Genomic DNA, 21,978 nt, shown 5'->3' with positions numbered 1-21,978 from the left:
TTTAATTAACCATTTTCCCGTAAAAACTCTTCAATTTCCTCCTCTTCAGGTTCCGGTACAAAATCACTGCGCATAATATAAGGCAAACAAGCCCCATCTAAGCCCTTTTGAATTCGTTTTGGTGTGCCTTCAAAGACAATAAATAACGGATAAACCTTCTCGGATCCCTCACTTAAAATATGCTCATAACGGTGAGGCATAATCCATTCATAGTCCTTGTCTAAATAGACCTGAGTTCTGCGCCACCGCATCAGTAAATCCGAAAAATCCTCTTGAGGACGGTGGATAAACACCAAAATCTCCACCCCCATCTTAATTTTCCATTCCGGATCACACATCAAAATGGCTAGATCACAGGGCAATTGTAAGGCAGTATTGGGGGTAAAACTATGAGGATTATGAACCGCTTCCCCGGTTTTGGGGTGACGGATGCGGGCGACAGGCAAGGGCAACACCAAAACACTTTCATAGGGCCGACGCATACTCGGAATCATTTCCAAGTAAGGACGATGTTGTTTTAAGAGTGCGATCGCCGCCTCTCGATTACTGTATTCCGCCAGAACACTTTCATAATAAGACGTAGTAACAGGCATGATTGTTATGTGCCTCCTCTAACCCATTTGATCAAACACGGCAAACATTGGTAGATACATTGACAATAAAATCACCCCGACAATTCCAGCTACACCTACCATCATCAACGGTTCAATGACACTGGTCAAGGCTTTAACCGCTTGCTCAACTTCATCTTCATAAAAGTCCGCCACTTTTAATAACATGGCATCGAGTTCCCCGGTTTCTTCCCCAATACTAATCATCTGCACCGCCAAAGGTGGGAAAACCCCCTCTTTTTCCAAGGCAATACTAATCATACCCCCCTGTTGAATTTCTCCCTTCGTGGCTTCTACGGCATTGGCAATCACTTCATTCCCCGCAATATCCCGCACAATATCCAAACAGTTTAAAATCGGCACCCCGGAACGAGTGAGCGTGCCAAAAATCCGGGCAAAACGAGCGACAGCATTTTTAGTATTCAAGTCCCCTAAGATGGGAGCTTTCAACATAAAAGCATCAATTTGTAAGCGTCCGGCCGGGGTTTTGTAATATTGTTTATAAGCAAAAACCACCCCAAACACACTAGGAATAGCAATCACCCAAAAGATGATACTTGTAAACCAACCACTCAACATCACCATCGTCTGAGTCAACAGAGGGAGTTCTGTCCCTAAATCATCAAAAATCCCGGCAAAAATAGGGATCAAAAAGATGGTCATGGCGAAGAACACAATCACCGCCAAAGATCCCACCGCCACCGGGTAAGACATCGCGGATTTCACCTGGTTCGCCAAGCGCTGCATATTTTCCAACAACATGGCCAGACGATCCAAGACCTGATCTAAAACCCCCCCCACTTCTCCCGCTTCCACCATAGAAACATAAAGCTGGTCAAAACAGGCGGGATGTTTGCGCATGGCTTCGGAAAGGCTAATCCCCTCCTGTACATCGGAGCTAATGGCTTTGAGGGCTTTTTTCATTTTGGGATTATCACATTGTTCCGTCAGAATCCCTAAACAGCGCACCATAGCCACCCCAGCATTGACCATTACCGAAAACTGACGGGACAACACGGCTTTATCTTTCACCGTGATACTGGTCATGTTTTCCGCTAAAGCATTCAGGTCAAAATTAAAGCCCGTTTGAGTAATATTGCCAATACTCGCGCCGGGGTTGCGATTCATTAACATACTTCGGGCTTGTTCGGGCGAATGGGCATCAATTTTAGTTTTGGTGCTATTGCCCTTGATGTCTTTAATTTCAGCGATAAAGGTTGGCATAACTCACTCCCGAAAAAAGAGGAAAGAAGCAAGAGAAAGAGAAAATAAACAAGAGGGAAAAGAAAAGAGACAGCCGGGGTCAAAGGCTCTGGGCTTGACCCCTTGCCGGATTATTTTTTAGCTACTCGACCGGTGGGAACTGTCCCAATAATACGCTGGAGTTCATCGGGTTTGCTGCACTTAGAAGCCGCTTCTTCAAAACTCACTTGTCCATTTTTGACAAAGGTAGCTAGGGCTTGTTCCATGGTTTGCATACCCATTTTCATCCCCGTTTGGATGGCGGAATAAATCATGGAGGTTTTCCCTTCCCGAATTAAGTTAGAGATAGCAGGAGTCACCACCATAATCTCTTGAGCCATACAGCGTCCGAATTCCCCGGGTTTGGGATTGGCTTTCTGTACCAAACATTGACTAAACACCGCTAAGAGGGATTGGGACATTTGCGCCCGAATTTGGGGTTGTTGTTCTGGGGGGAACACATCCAACATCCGGTCAATGGTTCCGGCGGCGGAGTTGGTGTGTAGGGTGCCGAATACTAAGTGACCTGTTTCTGCGGCCGATACGGCTAGGCCGATGGTTTCTTGGTCCCGCATTTCCCCCACCAGAATAATATCCGGGTCTTGACGCAGCGCGCCTTTCAAGGCGTTGGAGAAACTCTTCGTATCTTCCCCTTTTTGCCGTTGGTGGAATAAGCTCTTGATATTGGGGAAAACGTACTCAATGGGGTCTTCCACCGTCAAAATATGTTCAGCCCGGGTGCGGTTGATTAAATCCAACATGGCCGCCATTGTGGTGGTTTTTCCCGATCCTGTTTGTCCGGTGACTAACACCATCCCCCTCGGTCGTTCGGACATTTCTCGTACAATATCGGGCAGTCCCAACATATCAAAGTTGGGAATTTTAGAAGATAATGCCCGCATACAGGCCGCCCAACAGCCCCGTTCTTTGTACACATTTAACCGGAAACGGGCGAGGCCTTTCACCCCATAGGAGGAGTCTAATTCCCAGTTCTGCTCAACATCCTTCCGTTGTTTGTTGTTGAGCATACTAAAAATCAAACGTTGAGCTTCTTGGGGGGTGAGGGGTTCTTCCCCAATCGGTTGCAGTTTCCCACTTACTCGGAAATAAATTGGCGCACCCGCTTGGATATGAACATCAGACCCGCCCATTTCCACTAATTGCTCCAGAACGTCTTCAATCATTAATTCTGTGGGCATAAATCCTATCCTCTTGATTCAGTGGTTTTGATTGGTCTTGAATTCAATGGTTTAATCAACCTAAAATTGCTCAAAGATTGGGGTTATTGTTCCCCAACTTAAGGCAAAATCTCTCATCTAGAGAGCGGTTAGAGATCCGTAAAACGAGGGGTCATGCAGTAGGGACAATCTACCCATTCTGGTTGTAATTCCGCTTGACAAGTGCGGCAGGTTAAACCGCTCTTGCGTTTGGCGCGCAGTTCGGCTTCTAAACCTGTGTCGGTGAAGGTCACACGGTCTACCTCTTCGAGGGTGGTGTGTCCTTCATAGACCAGCATTAAGCTATAGGCTAGGAGGGTTTTCATTCCTTCTTCTACGGCGATTTCTTTAATGCGGTCGGTGGAAGCGCCCTCGTTAATGGCGGTTTGGACTCGTTCGGTCATGCGCAAGACTTCATACACCCCGACCCGTCCTCGATAACCTACCCCTCGGCATTTTTGGCAGAGTTCGACGTTGCCCCGTTGGTCAACGGGAATGGTGTTAGCTTTATAAAAGGTGATTTCTCCGTCTTTAGAGGCCGATAGACCATAACGGGCGAGTTCTTCGACGGTGGGCTGATAGGGGATGCGGCAGTCACTACAAACCCGCCGCATGAGCCGTTGTGCCAAGATGCCGATTAATGCCCCGGATACCATGAAGGGTTCAACGCCCATTTCGTCTAAACGGGCGATCGCACCGGCCGCGTCGTTGGTGTGCAAAGTCGTTAAAACCAAGTGTCCCGTTAACGCTGCTTCAATGGCCGTTTTCGCTGTTTCATGGTCGCGGGTTTCCCCCACCAGAATCACATCCGGGTCTTGCCGCAGGAAGGAGCGCAAAATCGAGGCGAAGTCCATTCCTTTTTCCCGAATGACCTGCACCTGAGTAATTCCATCTAAGGAATACTCAATGGGGTCTTCGGCGGTACTAATATTAATCCCCGGATCATTCCGTTCGGCCAGTACCGAGTACAAACTGGTAGACTTCCCGGAACCCGTCGGCCCCGTCACCAAAATTAAGCCAAAGGGACGGTTGGCCATTTCCCTTACAATGGCTAGGGTTTCCTCGTCACTAATTAGTTTATCTAGACCTAACTGAGTGGCGGAGTTGTCTAAAATCCGCAACACCACCTTTTCCCCATAACGACTGGGGAGGGTACTTACCCGAAAGTCCACTTTCCGCCCTTGATACATCCGGCGGATTTTACCGTCTTGGGGTAAGCGTTTTTCGGCAATATCCAACTCGGACATAATCTTAAAACGGGCGGCCACCGCCGGAGCAATTTGTTTCGGCATATTGTCAAAAGCCCGATGCAATACCCCGTCTTTGCGGAAGCGTACCTGTAAAAAGTTCTCTTGCGGTTCAACGTGAATATCGGAAACCCCATCATTGAGGGCTTTCATTAAGATTTTATTCACCAGATTAATAATCGGTGCCCCTTGAGCGTCTTGACTCGCATCTAGGTTATCTTCGTTTTCATCCGGTGCATCCTCAAGTTGCCCGAGATTTTCAAACAGGTCTGAGTTAATCTCTGTTTGTTTTTTCTTTTCTTCTTCTTGGGTAATGCGAACTTGTTCGTCAAGATACTGGTCTAAAAGTTGTTGATAATCCTCAATGGTAATGACAATCCGTTGCAGATCCACGCCTTGGGGGCGCAAAATGCGTTTCAGGTCATCCTGCGCTTCTAGGTCGTCGGGATTGACCATGGCTACCAACAGAATGGGGGGTTCTCCATTGCTCTTAGACAAAGGAGCTAGCTTATAACGACGACAAATATCAATGGGGATTAAGTTATCAATTAACTCTCCCATTTGATTGTTGGTGATCGGATTCACTTCCGGATCGAGTGAATCGACCCCGTAAAGGATTTTCAGTTCAAAGAGTTGTTGCTTTTTGTACTGACGCTGGAGTTCTGGCGTGAGTTGACGACCTGTAATGTCTTCTATCACTTCTGTCAGTGGACGACCCGTCTTCCGAGTTTCAATGAGCGCCTGTTTCATTTGCTCATTGTCCACAAAACCCGACTGGATGAGTTTATTTCCGAAGGGAGAAAAATCGTTACGAATGGTCAAGGCGCGGGTGTTACGCCGACTTCGACTAGATGGTGTTTGAGTCATGGTGGGTGACAATATCTCCTTACACTCAGGTGAGAGCAAACTTCCCCAAGCTTTTGCGGATTCGCTTCCCTGCTGATTCTATTAAACCTCTTATCTCTGCTCAACGCCAACTTTATTCTAGGGGGAGGGAATGATGCGGTATTTTGTTAATTTTTTTTAACATTTTCAGGGAGGAGAGCGGGGGGCTGGGAAAACGACCTAGCCGCGCGGGGCTAGAAAATTGAACAAAAGTTCGTTAGGATTGGGTACAAATAGACCAATTTTGAGTTTAACAAGGGGGAGGAAAAAGTCCCATGAGTTTACTGGGGAATATTATCTGGCTGATTTTTGGAGGTTTTGTCAGTGGTGTGGGCTATATTGTGGGAGGTCTGACCATTTGCCTAACCATTATTGGGATTCCTTTTGGGTTACAAGCGGTTAAACTGGGCATTGCGACCTTTACTCCCTTTGGGCGAAAAATTATCGAGGATGGGAAAGCCAATAGCACACTGACGACTATTTTTAATGTGATTTGGTTGATCTTCTTTGGCTGGGAAATTGCCCTTGTCCATTTAATTCACGGGCTGATTTTGGCGATTACAATTATTGGGCTGCCTTTTGCCAAACAACATTTCAAGTTGATGATTATTGCTCTTTTACCCTTTGGCCGAAATTTGGAGTAAAGTCTCTACGTTAATATAGGGGGCGGGCCAATGGCCTTGTAGGACGGTGAGGGGATGTTCTGGTTCTCCTAAATGGTTGACTACGAGCCAAGCGCCTGTCAGGTCATGGTGTTGGGTGTAGTCGTTGACGGTGACAAGGGTGGAGAATCCGGCTTGGGTGGCGGCTTTTAATCCCTGTTCGGAGTCTTCAAAAACGAGGCATTGCTGGGGGGATAACTCCATTTTTTGCCGGACATAGTGATAGATGTCTGGGGCGGGTTTTTTGGCGGCTACGATGTCTCCGGCGGCGATGACTTCAAAGATTTGGGGATTGAGATGTTGTTCTAGGAGGGCGATCGCATTTTCATAAGCGCTGGTGGTTGCGATCGCTAATCGAATCCCCTGTTGTTGCGCTTCCCCTAACAACCGTTCCACCCCCGGACGCAGAGGAATGGCTCCCTGTGTTAATAACTGTCGATAATACTCCGTTTTCTGCCCGTGCAGTTGGCGGATAAACTCCTCACTCCTCTCCTCCTCTGGGCGAAACTGCTCTAAATAGTGACGAATGCGCTCTTTCCCCCCGGCAACGCTTAACAATTGACCATAAAACTCCACCGACCAATCCCAATCTAGACCAGCCGCCCGAAACGCTTGATTAAACGCCACGCGATGCCCTTCCCGTTCCGTTTCCGCTAGTGTCCCATCCACATCGAAAATAAACCCTTGCCAAGCTGCCATCAAACGCTTCCCCTTTGTGATTAACTTAACCTGAACATTACCCGCTCATTGATTGGGAAATGCAAAGATATTTCCCTTGGGTACGCAATCTATCTTAGAATACGCATTGACACTCCCGGGCCTAAAGGCGTGGGGATTCTACATTCACCGACTCGCCGTTAGACAGCAGGCTTGCGCCAACTGCCCAAGAGGGCAAATCTCCTGTAGCGTAAGTTCCGGTATGCCCTACCGTACTGAGTCCTAATTTCAAGATATTGATGGCCGCATTGATATCTCTGTCTTCCACATACCCACAATAAGGACAAACATGGGTTCTAGTAGACAAAGATTTTTTCACTTTTTCGCCACAGCTAGAGCATTTTTGACTTGTGTTATGGGGAGGAACTGCAACAGTTACCTTCCCATATTTATGCCCAAAGTATTCTAACCAACTGCGGAAAGTGTACCAACCCGCATCACTAATTGATTTCGCTAGATGTCGATTTCTAACCAGCCCTTTGACATTCAAATCTTCATAGCCCACCAAATCGTTAGATTGGATAACGGAGTATGCTAGTCTCTTGCAATACTCTTTTCGCTGCCTACTTACCCTTAAATGCTTCCGGGCATATCTATTTCTAGCTTTGTGGTAATTGTTCGATTGTTTAACCTTGGCCTTTTTCCGCTCTCGACTAAACTTCTTGGACTTCTTACGATTAGCACGATTTAACTGCTTTTCTGCTCGACGGTAAAACTGGGGTGAAGATTCCACATGGCCTTGGCTGTCGGCAATGAAGTATTTTAATCCCAAATCAATACCAACGGCTTGATTTGTTGGTTGAGTCTCAATCTTAACATCAACACTAATTACAAATTGAGCATAGTAACCGTCAGCACGTCGCACTAATCGCACTCGCTTAATTTGTTTGATGTCATAGCAGTTAAGATCGTAAGTCCCCTTTAGCTTCAGAGTACCGATTCCTTTCTGGTCTGAAAATGTAATCGCTTTTCTCGTCTCTGAAAGCTTCCATCCAGATGATTTGTATTCAACTGAACGGCAATTCTTTTTAAATGTAGGGAACCCTTTTTTCCCCTTAATCCTCTTCTTGCAGTTGTGGTAAAACCGAGCTATTGCCGACCAAGAACGTTCCGCCGCCGATTGCCTAGCCATTGAGTTGAGTTCATTAGCAAAAGGAAACTCAGCCGCCAGTACGGCACAATATTTATTCAAGGCGTACTTGTCTACCTTGATATCTGGGTTGTCCATCCAGTAGCGCAAGCACTTATTTTGAATGAATTGGCTAGTGCGAATGGCTTCGTCTATGGCTTGATATTGCTTGTATTTCCCTTTGAGCTTGAACTCGTATACAATCATGTCATGAACCACTTGAACGTACCTTATGTTAGCACGGAAAGCATAAATTCGTCCTAAAAGGCTTGTCCTGAGCGAAGCCGTTCGTGAAACGTTGTGTAGCAAAGGGACGAGGTTTTAGACCCAATTTTTTGATAAAACTTTAGGAAGTATAGGAGCAAGAGCTACGATGCAGGCTGTAGAAAAGCCTCTGCAAACAGTCCCCAAGGAGTTTCTTAAGCCACCGGGGGGAATGAACCCAGACGTTTGGATGTGTCTTGCCGCAGTGGGACTGTTGGCTTGTTCAGCTTTGGGCTACTATGCCTGGGGATGGTGGCATTGGGTTTGTTTTAGTTTCAATGTACTCGCTTTACATCTCTCGGGTTCAGTCATTCACGATGCGTCCCACAATGGAGCCCATGCTAATCGGATTGTGAATGCCACATTAGGACACATCAGCGCCCTGATTTTAGGTTTTGCCTTCCCCGTCTTCACAAGGGTTCACCTTCAACATCATGCCCATGTGAATGACCCGAAAAACGACCCTGATCATTTTGTTTCGACGGGTGGCCCTTTATGGTTAATTGCCCCGCGCTTTTTCTACCATGAGGTGTTTTTCTTCCAGCGTCGTCTCTGGCGGAATTATGAGTTATTAGAGTGGTTTCTCAGTCGTTTAGTCTTTGGCGGGATTATTTGGTTGTCCTTGGAATACGGTTTTTTTGAATATATTGTCAATTACTGGTTTGTCCCGGCCTTAGTAGTAGGGGTGGCATTAGGACTATTTTTTGACTATTTACCCCATCGTCCTTTTCAAGAACGCAACCGTTGGAAAAATGCCCGGGTTTATGCTAGTCCATGGTTAAATTTACTAATTATGGGGCAAAATTACCATCTGGTGCATCATCTTTGGCCGTCTATTCCTTGGTATAAATATCAGGCTGCCTATGCTGCCACTAAGCCTTTATTAGAGTCCAAGGGAAGTCCCCTCTGTTTGGGCATTTTCCAAGGGGGCAAGGATTTCTGGGGCTTTCTCTATGATGTATTTATTGGGATTCGCTTTCATGGTGCCCACAAAACTAAGGTTGATTCCTAGGGAATAGGGCATGGGAGTCAAGGGTGGCAGTAGGGGCAATTTATAGATTGCCCCTACTTCCCCTGTCAATTATCCCATTGCCTGTAATGTTGGCGTGTGAGGAAAAAGAAGAGAAGGACAAGGGTGAGGGCGATCGCAATTCTGCCCTCTCGAACCCCTACACTGGGGTTAGACTGGAGAGGATTATTGGGTTTATTCAGGGTTTGGTTGCCATCCTCCACAGTCCGTTCAAAACGATCTTCTGAGGCTTCCGCTTCCCGTAGGGCTTGACGTTGCTCATCGTTAACGAGGACAATCATGGAAGAGTAAGGTGTGACAATGGCCGTTTCCTTGGCGATCGCATGAACCCCATCCAAATCCTCAACCGTCGGCGCGATAAAGCCTTTCGTCAATGCCTTAATCAACATTCTCGCCGCTAACGGCATAAATCCCCCGTCACCATCCTCTACTGTGGGCGTCGTTGTTGTTTGCCAAGCGTAGCCATCCACCACCGCAATGGTATCCTCCCCTAACCGTTGCGTCGTCGCCATCCGTTGCAACACCTCCGGCAGGGTTTGGGCAACTCCTCCCCCACTGCGTTGGATTTCCTGTAACACCCCATCCTCATAGGCACCCGGAAACCCCCCTAAATGTACCACCCATAGCGGTGCATTCATCACCGGAACCGTTTCCTGATCTTTAGCTAATTCATAACTCCCCTCATCGGTTAAAATTATCACCCCATCATAGGGTTTATTCCCCGCTAACGGCTTAAATTGTGCTAGTATTTCATCCAGTTGCAACGTTCCATAAAAGACCTGTTTTTTCAGGTTAAAATCTTGCCACTTTCCGAAAAAGTGAGGCTCTTCTTCCGCCGTTGCCGTCAGATATAACTCCGCCTCATTATTCTCTAACCTCCCATCCGTGAACCCTTCTTTTTTCAGCCAGTCTAACGTTTTAGTCACTGCCTGACGTTGGCTTTCCATACTATAAGAACTATCTAAAATCACCGCAAAACGCTGTCCTTGGGGTAACACATAATCCCCCTCACTTAAGGGCTTTGCCGTCACAGTATAGCCCTTTAACGTCGTTTGATGAGACTGTTTATCTCCCTCAGAAGCAGCAGGTAAAAAGCCCTCTAACCAATCTTGATCAAACCCCTTAACTTCCTCCCCATTCCGCCATCGTTTCGTTTTAGTTGTCCAGAAAATATTGCGTTTTTCCCCTAATTTAGGTAATGCCCATCCTGCCTCTTGATTCATTACCCGATAGGTTAACCACAAGTGCATTTTTAAAGGGCGCTCAATCGGTTCTGTTTCCCAACTTTGCCGTTTCGGAGGAATGGGAAAAGCCCGTAACCGATAATGTCTTGTTCCTACCTGTTCTAATAACGCGGGATCTACAGGATTGAACCGTTGCACTTGAGCATTATACACCCGTTGGGCTGCCCCCCTTGGGGAGACTTGAAACGTAAAGCGTTGGTCTAAATTATCGGTATCTCCTAACCAAACTCCCGTTAAAACTGCACTTTCTGGCAGGGTAAAGGAATAGAAAATTTCCTCCACATCATTGGTCACATTTTGATAGACTTCGTATAATTCAACCTCTGCCCAATCCCCCTCTTCTTTCACCGTAACTGCTTGTTTTTCCAAGAAAACCCGGTGTTGATTAATATTCAATACCCCCGCTTTTGCCTCGTCAATAATTGCCGTGGATTGTAAGGCTTTAATAATCGCGGATTGTTCTCCTTTTTGGAGAGAAGTATCAAACACTTGGGCGTAGAGTTTAGCGGCTTTCTCCTCATCCTTTGCTGTGCCTTGATACAGGAAGGGAGACAGCAATTGATTATGAACTGCTTGCAGTCCATCTAACAGAGGCTCAGGTAGGCTAAATACACGGTCATACCAGACTTTTATTCCATCATTATCTTGAGCATTGCCCAAATAGCGATAGCTTTGTAAATAAGCATTAACTAAGCCTTTTTTTAGGATTGGAGATTGGGCAATAATGGCTTGACGTTCAGCATTGTTCGTAACAGGTTGCTCTAAGATTTCAAAGGCTTTAACTTGGGGTTGCTGTTGGAAAGAAAAGAAGAGGACAAACCAAGTCGTTAATACACCCAAGGTAATAGATAGGGTGCGTTTTTTACCATACTGTGCCGAAAAAGCCCGTAAAATGCGCTGTCCTGAATGAATGTATAGGGCAGTGAAACTAGAAGGCACGAGGACAAATAACGTCGCACTGAAGACAAAAAGTAGGGAAAATAAGGCAAAATACCAGAGCGTTGAGAAAAAGTAGTGGGTTAACTCATACCATAGACCAGAAACCCACCGGAACGAGAGGAAACCAATGATTAATTCTCCCGCCACTGGGACGGCATAAAAGAATAAAACTGCACCAAAATATAGCCCCATTAACAACATGAGGCTATGAGCAGCAACTTGAATTATTCCTAGAACTTTATGCCGTCCTAATTTACTCTCAGCTTTGCCTAAATAGCCCACCAAAAGTTCCACCCCAAACGCCACCATACAAACCCCAAGACTGGCGATGACTAAATAACTCGCTGAGGTGAGTTCTCGCAGGGTAAAAAGCCGTAAAATAGCTAAGGTTAAAATAGGGGCTTCTACCCCATAAAACAGTCGAATTAACTCCAAAGGACGACGATTAAATTTGAGTAACCCGACTAACGTACAAGCCAGAGGAGTGATGAGAATTCCGAGTAACGCAATGAATAACTCTGGTTCAATTTCTCCGGCTATAATAGCCAGGACAAGAGGAATTCCCACAAAGGGAAGAATCCCTAAATAAACCACTGTTAAGAACAAAAAATTCCACAGCCAGAAAATGCTGTAATAGCTGACATGGAGTAAGGTCTTCATCCGGGGGCTTACCAATTCAATTTCCCCCTTCCTCAATGCCAACGATTCTCATTCCTGAAATTTCGTCAACCTTGTGAAATTTGTGATATATCTTAACAAGCGTTGACAAAATACATTTATTGTAGTAAGGAAAATGTAAGCCAAACAACCGTTAAGTTTAAATACTAAGGGATTTTTGTGTCAAAGCTCCCTGTTATAGTGTATATGTTGGCGTAGACCTGCAAATTTTTCTATTTTATGCTGTCGCTTGATATACCAAAAAGTCCTTCCGAGTCAGAATTGACCTACGTTACTCGAATTCTGGTCGTGGAAGACGAAGAGTTGATTCGGGAAATGGTCGTTTTGGCACTTAAGGAACAAGGCTATGATGTGGTAACTGCGATTGATGGACGGACTGCCTTAAATTTGTTACAAGAGGCAGATTCCCACGCTCCGTTATTTGATTTGATTGTTTTAGACTTGATGTTACCGCAAGTCAACGGCTTAGATTTATGTCGTCTGTTGCGCTATCAAGGGAGTACGATTCCGATTTTAATTCTGAGTGCAAAAGCCAGTGAAACGGATCGGGTTTTAGGCTTGGAAGTGGGGGCAGATGATTATTTAACTAAACCCTTTAGTATGCGGGAGTTAGTGGCACGTTGTCGGGCGTTGTTGCGTCGTCAGCGCTTTGCGGCCACGGCACAAAATGCGGTTCTTCAGTTCAAAGATATTTTACTTTACCCCGAGGAATGTCGCGTCACAGTGAGGGGGGAGGAGGTAAATCTTTCACCGAAAGAGTTTCGTTTATTGGAATTGTTTATGAGTTATCCCCGACGAGTTTGGTCACGGGAACAGTTAATTGATCAAGTTTGGGGAATGGATTTTATGGGTGATACCAAAACGGTAGATGTTCATATCCGTTGGTTGCGGGAGAAACTAGAACAAGACCCGAGTAAACCGAAATATATTGTCACGGTGCGGGGTTTTGGCTATCGTTTCGGTTAGTTATTCAGGGTTAATATATGGCACTTGCTTAATATGTAATGAATCTGTTGGTATTTGTTTCGGGGTTGGTGCTAGGTCTGGGTTTATGTGAGTTAAGGCGATATCGCTTTAACCGACAAGTTTGGCAGATGTTGGGGTTGTTTCCCCGTCGGTTTAAGGAGGAGTCTTCCTTAGCGTTGGTGTCTCGTTTAAGACAGGCGATTAACTTGTTGGTGCAACATCAACAGCAGGTGGAGACGGAGTTAGAGATGTGGAAACAGGTGCTGGAGCGATCGCCTATTGGTTACTTACAAATCGACCCAGCCAATCAACTCCAATGGTGCAACCAAAAAGCCCGTCAAATGTTGCGCATTGAGCGCTGGCGACCGGAACAGTTACGCTTGTTATTAGAGTTAGTCCGTTCCTATGAACTCGATCAATTAATCCAAGAAACCCGCCATCGTCAACACCCCCAAAGTCAGGAATGGGTATTCAAAACCGCCCACCTTCCCAGTGCTTCAGCCTTGTCTACCCGTTCCGGTTTATCTTCTCCTCCCAGCACCCCCCAAACCTATGCTTACAGTCTCGCTATCCGCGCTACCACACTCCCCGTAAGAAGTGGTCAGGTGATTGTGTTCCTTGAAGATCAGCAGTTTATGGTCGATTTAACCCAAGCCCGCGATCGCGCCTTTTCCGACCTCACCCACGAACTCCGCACCCCCCTCACCTCCATTAGTTTAGTCGCCGAAGCCCTGCAAACCCGTCTCAACCCACCGGAAAAGACTTGGGTCGAAAAGATGCTCAAAGAAATTGACCGTCTCATTTCCCTCATCCAAGACTGTCTAGAAATTAGCAAACTGCAAACCAATCCCCATCAAACCCTCAGCCCAGAAATCCTCACCCTTAAACCCCTCATTGACTCCGTGTGGCACAGTCTCGAACCCCTCACCCAACCCAAACAACTCACCCTCAATTATCAAGGGGATATTAACCTAGAACTCTACGCCGATTCCGCCCGTCTGACCCAAGTTTTCCTAAATATTTTTGACAACAGCATCAAACATAGCCCCCCCAACACAGCCATTCAAGTCCAAGTCAATCAATCTACCCTCAGCCACTCCTCCGGCTCCGATTCTTCGATTACAATTGATATAGTAGACTCTGGCTCAGGTTTCCTAGAGTCGGACATTGCCCATGTATTTGAGCGACTCTATCGTGGGGATCCTTCTCGACAACGTTCCTCATCGGAACCAGATCCAACTGAGGGGGAAAGGGGAAATTCTCCAATGTTCCGGAAAGGGAGCGGTCTGGGACTATCCATTGTTCAACAGATTATTGAGGCTCATGGAGGAACAATCGTAGCACGCAATCATCCTGAAACCAAGGGAGCATGGTTACAGATCCAATTACCAAACGTTCACTAAATCTTAATCTTCCCTTGCTATCACCGAGTTTTAGGTGTTATTTGATTTGTGGTAGTGCGTCATCTTAAGTTGAATCAGAACGCTCCATCCTCCCCTCTAGTGGGCTAGAGTCGTTCACAAAATGCCAACAAAGATGATGTATAACAGCTAGAAAACCTTTCTGTAGTGTGGTTTTGTAGATTTCATTGTCTCAGCCTTGCACTACAACAACCCATCTCATAACCAAGCCCCTGTAAAGATGACACTCTTTTCCCTAACTTCTTCCACTTATGATGCAGCCCACACCCCCACTCACTTTGAGCGTTCCCTTCAAAGTTTAGGTCAGGAGGTGCTGCGCATGGGAGCTTTGGTAGAACAATCCTTTCGGCTGAGTCACCAAGCCCTATTCGAGCAAAATCTGGATGCACTCAAGGCGATTAACCAACTGGAGCCGCAAATTGACCAGTATTATCGACAGATTGAGCTAGATTGTGCGCGATTTATGACGCTTCAGCGCCCAGTGGCTCAAGATTTGCGTCTTTTAAGTGCTTTTATGCACTTAGTCCGAGATTTAGAGCGCATTGGGGACTATGCCCAAGATTTGGCGGAATTTGCCATTAAGTTATTTCCCTATACGCGCCATGATTGTCTGCCGGAAATTGCCGAAATGTCCCAACAAGCCCAGTTAATGTTAGCGGCCAGTTTAGAAGCTTTGGCGGAGTTGGACGCAACGGCGGGCAAGAATGTTAAGCGGATGGATGATGTAGTCGATGACGCTTACGATAAGCTGTATGACCAATTGGCTCACGCTAAGGATGTGCAAGGGGTAGTTGAGCCGATTTTATTATTGGGGTTAGTGATTCGTCATTTAGAACGGATGGCCGACCATGCGACGAATATTGGGCAGCGTGTGTCCTATATTGTGACGGGTCAACGGGGCTAAACCGGGCGGGTTGAGAAAGTCCATTAGTATCGTTATCCATTAGGGCTTGCTGAATAACTCTGCTCCAGGTGGGAAACGGGGAACAGGGGGCGCTATTACTCCACGACGACGCACCATTCATGGAGGGTGTACTCAACGCAATGATTCTGAATAAGGGGATCTGCTTCTACGATGGCTTGGGCTTCTTTAAGGGATGCTGCTTCAAAGATTAACATTCCCCCCGCTTGTTCTGCCCAGTAACCTGTTTTCGCCCGGTGTCCTTTGGCAATTAAATCCTGCACATAGGCACAGTGAGCCGGAACGTACTGATCAAAAGTCGTTTTGTCAACAATTCCTTGTTCAATCTTAACAAATACAGGCATAATAAGGCTAGCTTAAATCTATTTTCTTTCCCATTATAAGAAGAGGTTTTTGTTGTGTTTCGTTATTTTATTGCGTTGTTGCCACCTCTGGAGGTGCAACAACAGGCTAATGAGTTAAAAGCCTATTTTGCCCGAGTCTATGACAGCCGCAAGGCGTTTAATGCACCGCCTCATATTACCCTGTATCCGCCGTTTTTGTGGCCAGAGAATCGCTGGGCAGAATTAATTGAGGTTTTGGGGCAGTTTGCCCAACATCAAAGACCTATCCCGATTGTGATTGATGGTTTTGGGGCGTTTAAACCTCGGGTGATTTTTTTGCGCCCTCGGAAAACACCGGAATTAATGGAAATTGAACAAACATTAGGGGCTGTTTTGAAGGAAGAATTAGGGTTAGTTCTTCCCCAAAAACACCGTTCTTTTAATCCTCATATTACCTTAGCGTTTCGAGATTTAACGCGGGATAATTTCAAGGCGGCCTGGTCAAAATTTGAGAAGCGAGAATTTTACTCGGCGTTTACGCTCAATCAGTTAACGCTGTTAAGGCATCAAGAACACCATTGGGAAATTGAGCGGGAATTTGCTGTCTTTGGGTAGGGAGCAGGGGAGTTGATAATTATTACCCATTACCTAACTCTCGAACTTATTCAGCAAGCCCTAATTGTCTAACACCTTCAGCAAGACCTCACCCATTGCCTTACACCCGACGGCTTTCATCCCAGGAGACATAATGTCTCCGGTGCGATAGCCTTGGTCTAATACCTGATTAACGGCCTGTTCCATCTTATCGGCCGCTTGGGGTTGGTCGAGGGCGTAGCGTAACATCATGGCGGCGCTGAGGACTTGGGCGAGGGGATTGGCCTTATCCTGTCCGGCAATATCGGGGGCTGACCCGTGGACCGGCTCAAAAACGCCGGGTTTTCCCGCTTCTCCTAGGCTGGCTGAGGGTAACATCCCAATGCTTCCGGTGAGCATGGCGGCCGCGTCGGAGAGAATATCCCCGAAGAGGTTGCCTGTGACGATGGTATCAAATTGTTTAGGCGATCGCACCAACTGCATAGCCGCATTATCCACATAGAGATGGGACAACTCCACATCAGGATACTGACCAGACATGGCAATCACCCGGTCCCGCCATAATTGGGAAACATCCAACACATTGGCCTTATCCACCGAGCATAACTTACCCCGTCGTTTCTGTGCCGTTTCAAAGCCCACCTTCGCGATGCGGTCTATTTCCCCCTCAGTATAAGCCATAGTATTCACGCCCCGTTTTTCCCCGGTTTCCGTGCTAAAAATGCCCTTGGGTTGTCCGAAATACACTCCCCCGGTTAATTCTCGCACCACCATAATATCCACCCCTTCCACCACCTCCCGTTTCAAGGTCGAGGCATCAATTAACTGGGGTAAAATCGTAGCAGGGCGTAGGTTAGCAAAAAGACCCAAACCAGCGCGTAACCCCAGCAAACCCGTTTCCGGTCGTTGTTCCCGGGGCAAATTATCCCATTTATACCCCCCAATGGCCGCCAGCAGGACAGCGTGGCTATGGCGACACATTTCTAGGGTTTCTGCCGGGAGAGGGTTTCCTGTTGCGTCAATGGCTGCCCCGCCCATCAAAGCTTCTTGAAACTCGAATTCTAGGTTAAACTGTTGACCAATGACGTTCAGCACCTCCACTGTCACCGCCATAATTTCCGGACCAATCCCATCCCCCGGTAAAAGCGTAATCTTGTAGTGCTGATTCATGGTTTTGTCAAAAATCGATCTTGTGCAGCCTTTCATTGTAGCACTTGGCTTGAGTCATTCTCAAGATCAGGGGCAATATGCCGATTCCGCGCCTTGAACTTAACTTTTGAGGGGTTCGGGGAGCTATAAGTCCCGCGCTGTACCCGTAGGGTCAGCGTCGGGAGGATGTCACTAAACGGGTCGCGAGACGTTCCGTTGACCATAACGGTAATAAGCAGCACAAGCTCCCTCAGAGGACACCATCGGCGCACCGAGGGGGTGTTCTGGGGTGCAAGTTGTCCCAAAAGCAGAACACTCAAAGGGTTTTTTGTGACCTTGCATGATTTCCCCACTAATACAAAGGGTTTCATCGGTGCGAGAGGGAGGACTTTGAGCGAATTGGGCGGAAAAACGCTGTTCCGCGTCAAAGTCGCGGTACTCTGGGCGCAAACCGAAGCCACTGTGGGGGATTTCCCCAATGCCGCGCCAACGACGGGGGACAACTTCAAAGATAGTTTTAATCAGGTCTTGGGCGGGGAGATTGCCTTCAGGCCGCACAGACCGTTTATATTGATTTTCACAAAAGGCTTGTCCAGCTTCAAGTTGTTGAATGCAGAGATAAATCCCCTGCAAGATGTCTACGGGTTCAAATCCGGTGATAATAATGGGAACGTGGTATTTTTGGGCGATGGGTTGATAGATTTGATAGCCCATGACGGTGCAAACGTGGCCGGCAGCGAGGAAGCCTTGCACTTGACATTGAGGGGAGGAGAGAATGGCTTCCATTGCCGGGGGGACGAGGACATGGGAGACGAGGAGGGAGAAGTTGGAGATATTTTGTTGTTGGGCTTGATAAACGACCATGGCGGTGGCGGGGGCGGTGGTTTCAAAGCCAACGGCGAAAAAGACAACTTGTTTCTGGGGGTTGTCTTGGGCAATTTTGAGGCAGTCGAGGGGGGAATAAACGATGCGGACATCTCCTCCGGCGGCTTTGACCATGAGTAAATCTTGGTGACTGCCGGGGACGCGCAACATATCGCCGAAGGAACAGAGGATAATGTCGGGGTGGGAGGCCAGCGCGATCGCCTGATCAATAAGATGAATCGGTGTAACGCAGACGGGACAACCGGGACCGTGAATTAAGGTAATGGCATCCGGCAGCAGGGTATCAATGCCATATTTCACAATGGCATGGGTCTGTCCCCCACAGATTTCCATGATTGTCCAGGGTTGGGTGGTGATTTTGGCGATCGCCCTAGCATAGGTTTGGGCAGATTCTGCGTCCCGATATTCCTTTACATACTTCATGTTTCCTAAACTTTCCGCTCCAACTTACTCCTAGTCTTGGTTGTACCGTATAACTCACAGAACCTCCACAGAGTTTGGTTTTTATTAGGAATCCCCCTAAGTAGATCAGGGTGAATTCCGTAAACGATGTAAGGGATTGTAACAAAAGCTAGATTTCAGTGATGGTCAGGCTTCTAGCCTGATTGGCTCAGATTTTCTGGTGTTGCAAATCTTGCCTGAGCTACTTAATGATTAATTATCAATTCTCCCTCTCCCGACACCCAACGCTGACCCCCAGCGCGGGACTTATAACTCCCCGAACCCCTTCAGGCCAATCCGAGCAAAAGGTTCTAAAGCCGCTAAAACTTGCCCCCCATAACTGCGATAATTCACCCGATTATCCAACAAGGCCACCACCCCCTGAGACTCACGCACCGGGAGAACCGCCCATTGTAACTCCCGTAAAGCCATCGGTAACAGATACTCCCGAAACCAGTCTTGGCGTTGTTGTTTATAATAATTCACCTGTCCCGCCACTAAGGGATGTTCCACCGAAGGAAAGGGTAGAGTTGCAATCACTAATAACTGAGGAGTGGGCAATAAATCATGGTATTGATGCCAAAAAGACCACCCCGCCACTAAAATCCCATCCGGCTGTAGCTGGGTCGTTTCCACCTGCACCAGAGAGCCGTATTCGGCCGCTAGAGTCGCTCCGACTTGCGCTTTGAGGGGAACATCATCCAGCAGGATCACCACAGGGCGTTGGACGCAACGGAGGTCTTTTAGACCATATTGGAAAGACTGATCCACCATCCCCCCCCGACAGAGACGGTGCAGTTGCAGCATTAAAACCTTTTGGAATTCGGGGGTGTTAGGCATGGGCAAACGGTCAGGAAGGTACAGATGGATATGTTCCGTTTGACGGTTGGTGGAAAATTTAAGGCAGGTAAGATCCCCCAGTCCCAAGCGTTGACGGTAAATGGGGGCTTGGGGGTGGGAGTCGAGGAAAGCCCCCATTAAAACCACAGGTTGTTTTTGCCACAGGGGGTTTAAGTAGGTCGCCAAATCAATCGGGGCAAGATGAAGGCTAAAGGTCTGTTGACCACGGTTTAAGGTCGTCCAGATCAGGTGTCCTGCTTGTTGGGACTGATCTTTAAACTGCTGCCAGAGGGGGGGCAAATGGGAGAGGGGGAGCGTCTCCCACAAAGGGGTAAGCAGTTCTTGTTCACTGGGGTCTAAACAATAACACTGATAGGGGTTAAACGGGTGTTTAAACAGGGTTTGACCTAGCTGTTGATAGATTTGGTCAATCAGGGGGCGATGAGGCTCATAAGCAGCGCTGAGGTCTTGCCAGTGCTTAGGGTGGAGGTGGAGGGTGAGGTGTTCCCTTGTCCAAGTTTCCCACTCATCTACGGGGTCGATGAGAGTCGGGAAAGCCCGAGCCGAGGGGTCTTGATTGAGCCAATGTTGAGGGGAGATGAGGCATAAACCAGAAAAGGCGGGGTCTGTGGGGAGGTGATCCTTGACGATGACCTGTTTCTTTACCCCCAACCAACTCAACAGTTGGGGAATGGTTTGTTCTCGGAATTTAACCTGCTGGGTCGAAGGGGTGACTAAAACCATGCCTTCAGACCACATTAAGGCGGGAATTAAGTAACTTAAAGCGTAGGTGTCACTTTTGGCGGCGGTTTGAATTAAAGCAGAACGACCCAAGCGCAAAGCTCGGGCAACTAATCGCCCCATCGTCAGGTGATGGTGCCAATGAGGTTGTCCTTGTTCTCGTAAGAAGGCTAGAAGGGAAGAATGAACGTCTGCTTCAATCATAAAGATGGGGATCCAGAAAGTTGATTACTATTCCCTGTTCCCTGTTCCCCACCCGTAGCAAACTGATTCAACAAGCCCTTGCTAAAACAGAACACTCAGAAACTGCATAACAATATTAGTTGGGGGCAGGTTTAACCTCTGCACGGGTGGGCTAGACTCTTGCTCTGGACTGCGTTGGACATTCCCGCGACCAAAGTTTGGATTGTGGTAAATGTCTAGGGTGGTGTTCCGAGAGTTGGTGATTACAGTATAGGTGGGAGCGTTGAGAAAATTAATCGCTTCTTCCGGTAAACCTTGATGACGGGTAAGTTTTAGGGGTTTTAATCGGTTAATGGTGGAGATTAAGCTAGATCCGACTTGACGCAGATGTTGGGCGTTTTCCCCATTGACCTGAAGACTATCATCTTGACGGATGGTTTGGAATAGTCCCATGAGATGCCGTTCAATGATGGTGTGATCTTGAAAGGGTAAGGTAGCTCCGTAGGCCATCATAAACAGTTGCTCATTGCGATCCACTTGAAAGGTTAAATAGGTGCGGCGAGAACTGATTTTAATGCTGGGGGGATGACTCAACGTGGGGTAAACCTGATCAATATGGTGGTAAAGGGTAGCTAGGGCGAGATTGGCGGAGAGGTTAAAGGGCGCATCAATGGTGATTTGAATGGTGGGGGGCGTTTCGTTAAAAAAGGTTTGGGTTTTTTCGGGGGTGAGTCGGTAGATTTGGCTTTGATCTCCTTCGGGACTTAAATCTACCCAGTCGCAACTAATGCCTCGGGTTTTCAAACCAGAGCGCGAGACTCCATAAAGTTTGGCTCCGGTTAAAATGGCTCCGGTTAAATCTGCTCCGCCCCACTCGGCGCGAATTAAACGAGTTTTTGAGAGATCGGCATGAACTAAACTGGCATTAACTAAGTTGGCTCCACTGAGATCGGCGGCCATTAGGTTGGCGCCACTGAATTTGGCATCACTTAAATCCGCCCAGCGCAGGGTAGCGCCACTTAAATCAGTCCAGCGTAAGTTTGCACCGCGTAAGTCAGCCCCGCTGAGGTTAGCGCGGGTCAGATTGGCTTGGGATAAGTCCGCTTCTCGTAGGTTAGCCCCGCTTAAGTCGGCTCGGGAGAGGTCGGCTCCACTGAGGATCACTTGTTCTAGGATAGCATCGGTTAAGATAACATCTCGGAGATTGGCTTCACTGAGATTACAGTAACTGAGGTTGGCGGAACGGAGGGTGGCCTCCCGGAGGTCTGTGCTGTCAAGGTTGGAGCCGCTGAGGTTGGCGTGACTGAGTTGAGCGCGGACTAATTCTGCCCGGATGAGTAAGGATTCGGTCAGTTCGGCATAGCTAAGATTAGCGCGGATCAAGTTGGCGACGTTGAGGGAGGCACGGTTGAGTTTAGCACGGGTGAGATTGGCGGCACTGAGTCGGGCAACGTTCAGCTTGGCTCCGTTGAGATTGACTTCACTGAGGTTGGCTCCACTAAAGTTGACGACGTTGAGTTTTGCTCCACTGAGGTTAACTCCACTCAGGTTCATGTCTCTCAGGTTAGCTTCACTGAGGTCAATCGGACCAAATTCTCGGATGCCAGTTGCATAGAGATGGCGCAGTTCTTTAACATTCATCTAGGCT

Annotated in this window: 18 protein-coding genes; 6 read left to right on the top strand and 12 right to left on the bottom strand. The window is 47.5% G+C overall.

The features are described 5' to 3' along the window. Positions 1-5: 5 nt before the first annotated feature. From SPI9445_RS0119540 to SPI9445_RS0119525, 4 genes are all read right to left on the bottom strand, one after another. Positions 6-593, bottom strand: a complete 588-nt coding sequence (locus SPI9445_RS0119540) for a hypothetical protein (protein ID WP_017306473.1) — start codon at positions 591-593, stop codon at positions 6-8. A gap of 18 nt (positions 594-611) precedes the next feature. Further along, positions 612-1,835: a type II secretion system F family protein gene (locus SPI9445_RS0119535; RefSeq protein ID WP_017306472.1), complete on the bottom strand. Its 1,224-nt coding sequence runs from the start codon at positions 1,833-1,835 to the stop codon at positions 612-614. A gap of 110 nt (positions 1,836-1,945) precedes the next feature. Continuing rightward, positions 1,946-3,052 carry a type IV pilus twitching motility protein PilT gene (locus SPI9445_RS0119530; RefSeq protein ID WP_017306471.1) on the bottom strand — a complete coding sequence of 369 codons (1,107 nt, stop codon included), beginning with the start codon at positions 3,050-3,052 and terminating at the stop codon, positions 1,946-1,948. Positions 3,053-3,180: 128 nt separating this feature from the next. Continuing rightward, a complete protein-coding gene (locus tag SPI9445_RS0119525) occupies positions 3,181-5,184 on the bottom strand; it encodes a GspE/PulE family protein (RefSeq protein ID WP_017306470.1) in 2,004 nt (667 codons plus the stop codon). A 293-nt stretch (positions 5,185-5,477) separates the two neighbouring features. Between SPI9445_RS0119525 and SPI9445_RS0119520 the strand changes: the two genes are divergently transcribed. Continuing rightward, the gene (locus SPI9445_RS0119520) at positions 5,478-5,846 is read left to right on the top strand and encodes a YccF domain-containing protein (RefSeq protein ID WP_017306469.1); all 369 of its coding nucleotides are present in this window, start codon (positions 5,478-5,480) and stop codon (positions 5,844-5,846) included. On the opposite strand, the gene SPI9445_RS0119515 is transcribed toward SPI9445_RS0119520, so the two are convergent. After that, on the bottom strand, positions 5,820-6,563 hold the full coding sequence (locus SPI9445_RS0119515; RefSeq protein WP_017306468.1) for an HAD family hydrolase: 744 nt from the start codon (positions 6,561-6,563) through the stop codon (positions 5,820-5,822). The two genes, SPI9445_RS0119520 and SPI9445_RS0119515, sit on opposite strands and share 27 nt — an antisense overlap. A gap of 121 nt (positions 6,564-6,684) precedes the next feature. Continuing rightward, positions 6,685-7,917 (bottom strand): RNA-guided endonuclease InsQ/TnpB family protein, encoded by a 1,233-nt coding sequence (locus SPI9445_RS0119510; protein ID WP_017306467.1) that lies wholly within the window; start codon positions 7,915-7,917, stop codon positions 6,685-6,687. 166 nt (positions 7,918-8,083) lie between these two features. On the opposite strand from SPI9445_RS0119510, the gene crtR reads away from it, so the two are divergent. Beyond that, entirely contained in the window at positions 8,084-8,986 is a 903-nt protein-coding gene (crtR, locus tag SPI9445_RS0119505) for a beta-carotene hydroxylase (protein WP_017306466.1), read from the top strand. Between the two features lie 65 nt (positions 8,987-9,051). Here the strand turns inward: crtR and SPI9445_RS0119500 are convergent, their stop codons facing one another. After that, the gene (locus SPI9445_RS0119500; protein WP_017306465.1) at positions 9,052-11,847 is read right to left on the bottom strand and encodes a TIGR02921 family PEP-CTERM protein; all 2,796 of its coding nucleotides are present in this window, start codon (positions 11,845-11,847) and stop codon (positions 9,052-9,054) included. 237 nt (positions 11,848-12,084) lie between these two features. Between SPI9445_RS0119500 and SPI9445_RS0119495 the strand changes: the two genes are divergently transcribed. From SPI9445_RS0119495 to phoU, 3 genes are all read left to right on the top strand, one after another. Then, the gene (locus SPI9445_RS0119495; protein WP_026079947.1) at positions 12,085-12,831 is read left to right on the top strand and encodes a winged helix-turn-helix domain-containing protein; all 747 of its coding nucleotides are present in this window, start codon (positions 12,085-12,087) and stop codon (positions 12,829-12,831) included. Between the two features lie 38 nt (positions 12,832-12,869). After that, positions 12,870-14,234, top strand: a complete 1,365-nt coding sequence (locus SPI9445_RS0119490; protein WP_017306463.1) for a sensor histidine kinase — start codon at positions 12,870-12,872, stop codon at positions 14,232-14,234. Positions 14,235-14,472: 238 nt separating this feature from the next. Beyond that, a complete protein-coding gene (phoU, locus tag SPI9445_RS0119485) occupies positions 14,473-15,156 on the top strand; it encodes a phosphate signaling complex protein PhoU (protein ID WP_017306462.1) in 684 nt (227 codons plus the stop codon). Between the two features lie 95 nt (positions 15,157-15,251). Here phoU and SPI9445_RS0119480 read toward each other — a convergent pair whose 3' ends face one another. After that, positions 15,252-15,518 (bottom strand): YciI family protein, encoded by a 267-nt coding sequence (locus tag SPI9445_RS0119480; protein ID WP_017306461.1) that lies wholly within the window; start codon positions 15,516-15,518, stop codon positions 15,252-15,254. Between the two features lie 54 nt (positions 15,519-15,572). Here SPI9445_RS0119480 and SPI9445_RS0119475 point away from each other — a divergent pair, with 54 nt between their 5' ends. Continuing rightward, a complete protein-coding gene (locus tag SPI9445_RS0119475) occupies positions 15,573-16,112 on the top strand; it encodes a 2'-5' RNA ligase family protein (RefSeq protein WP_017306460.1) in 540 nt (179 codons plus the stop codon). 60 nt (positions 16,113-16,172) lie between these two features. Here SPI9445_RS0119475 and leuB read toward each other — a convergent pair whose 3' ends face one another. The 4 genes from leuB to SPI9445_RS0119455 all read right to left on the bottom strand — a co-directional run bounded on the left by leuB (position 16,173) and on the right by SPI9445_RS0119455 (position 21,971). Further along, positions 16,173-17,261, bottom strand: coding sequence for a 3-isopropylmalate dehydrogenase (gene leuB / locus SPI9445_RS0119470; protein WP_017306459.1), 1,089 nt, complete (start codon positions 17,259-17,261; stop codon positions 16,173-16,175). Positions 17,262-17,432: 171 nt separating this feature from the next. Continuing rightward, positions 17,433-18,548: a hydrogenase formation protein HypD gene (gene hypD, locus SPI9445_RS0119465; RefSeq protein WP_017306458.1), complete on the bottom strand. Its 1,116-nt coding sequence runs from the start codon at positions 18,546-18,548 to the stop codon at positions 17,433-17,435. A gap of 285 nt (positions 18,549-18,833) precedes the next feature. Continuing rightward, positions 18,834-20,351: a helicase C-terminal domain-containing protein gene (locus SPI9445_RS0119460; protein ID WP_017306457.1), complete on the bottom strand. Its 1,518-nt coding sequence runs from the start codon at positions 20,349-20,351 to the stop codon at positions 18,834-18,836. An 81-nt stretch (positions 20,352-20,432) separates the two neighbouring features. Further along, positions 20,433-21,971, bottom strand: coding sequence for a pentapeptide repeat-containing protein (locus tag SPI9445_RS0119455; protein WP_017306456.1), 1,539 nt, complete (start codon positions 21,969-21,971; stop codon positions 20,433-20,435). Positions 21,972-21,978 lie beyond the last annotated feature (7 nt).

The sequence above is a fragment of the Spirulina subsalsa PCC 9445 genome (genome assembly GCF_000314005.1).
GTDB lineage: Bacteria > Cyanobacteriota > Cyanobacteriia > Cyanobacteriales > Spirulinaceae > Spirulina_A > Spirulina_A subsalsa.
Note: the sequence above shows the minus strand (reverse complement) of the source record. Positions and strands in the feature narration are given on the sequence as shown.

What these genes read in the sequence shown, in the direction of transcription:
- SPI9445_RS0119540 (WP_017306473.1), bottom strand. Translation starts at nt 593, where the DNA reads ATGCCTGTTACTACGTCTTATTATGAAAGTGTTCTGGCGGAATACAGT.
- SPI9445_RS0119535 (WP_017306472.1), bottom strand. Translation starts at nt 1,835, where the DNA reads ATGCCAACCTTTATCGCTGAAATTAAAGACATCAAGGGCAATAGCACC.
- SPI9445_RS0119530 (WP_017306471.1), bottom strand. Translation starts at nt 3,052, where the DNA reads ATGCCCACAGAATTAATGATTGAAGACGTTCTGGAGCAATTAGTGGAA.
- SPI9445_RS0119525 (WP_017306470.1), bottom strand. Translation starts at nt 5,184, where the DNA reads ATGACTCAAACACCATCTAGTCGAAGTCGGCGTAACACCCGCGCCTTG.
- SPI9445_RS0119520 (WP_017306469.1), top strand. Translation starts at nt 5,478, where the DNA reads ATGAGTTTACTGGGGAATATTATCTGGCTGATTTTTGGAGGTTTTGTC.
- SPI9445_RS0119515 (WP_017306468.1), bottom strand. Translation starts at nt 6,563, where the DNA reads ATGGCAGCTTGGCAAGGGTTTATTTTCGATGTGGATGGGACACTAGCG.
- SPI9445_RS0119510 (WP_017306467.1), bottom strand. Translation starts at nt 7,917, where the DNA reads ATGATTGTATACGAGTTCAAGCTCAAAGGGAAATACAAGCAATATCAA.
- crtR (WP_017306466.1), top strand. Translation starts at nt 8,084, where the DNA reads ATGCAGGCTGTAGAAAAGCCTCTGCAAACAGTCCCCAAGGAGTTTCTT.
- SPI9445_RS0119500 (WP_017306465.1), bottom strand. Translation starts at nt 11,847, where the DNA reads ATGAAGACCTTACTCCATGTCAGCTATTACAGCATTTTCTGGCTGTGG.
- SPI9445_RS0119495 (WP_026079947.1), top strand. Translation starts at nt 12,085, where the DNA reads ATGCTGTCGCTTGATATACCAAAAAGTCCTTCCGAGTCAGAATTGACC.
- SPI9445_RS0119490 (WP_017306463.1), top strand. Translation starts at nt 12,870, where the DNA reads ATGAATCTGTTGGTATTTGTTTCGGGGTTGGTGCTAGGTCTGGGTTTA.
- phoU (WP_017306462.1), top strand. Translation starts at nt 14,473, where the DNA reads ATGACACTCTTTTCCCTAACTTCTTCCACTTATGATGCAGCCCACACC.
- SPI9445_RS0119480 (WP_017306461.1), bottom strand. Translation starts at nt 15,518, where the DNA reads ATGCCTGTATTTGTTAAGATTGAACAAGGAATTGTTGACAAAACGACT.
- leuB (WP_017306459.1), bottom strand. Translation starts at nt 17,261, where the DNA reads ATGAATCAGCACTACAAGATTACGCTTTTACCGGGGGATGGGATTGGT.
- hypD (WP_017306458.1), bottom strand. Translation starts at nt 18,548, where the DNA reads ATGAAGTATGTAAAGGAATATCGGGACGCAGAATCTGCCCAAACCTAT.
- SPI9445_RS0119460 (WP_017306457.1), bottom strand. Translation starts at nt 20,351, where the DNA reads ATGATTGAAGCAGACGTTCATTCTTCCCTTCTAGCCTTCTTACGAGAA.
- SPI9445_RS0119455 (WP_017306456.1), bottom strand. Translation starts at nt 21,971, where the DNA reads ATGAATGTTAAAGAACTGCGCCATCTCTATGCAACTGGCATCCGAGAA.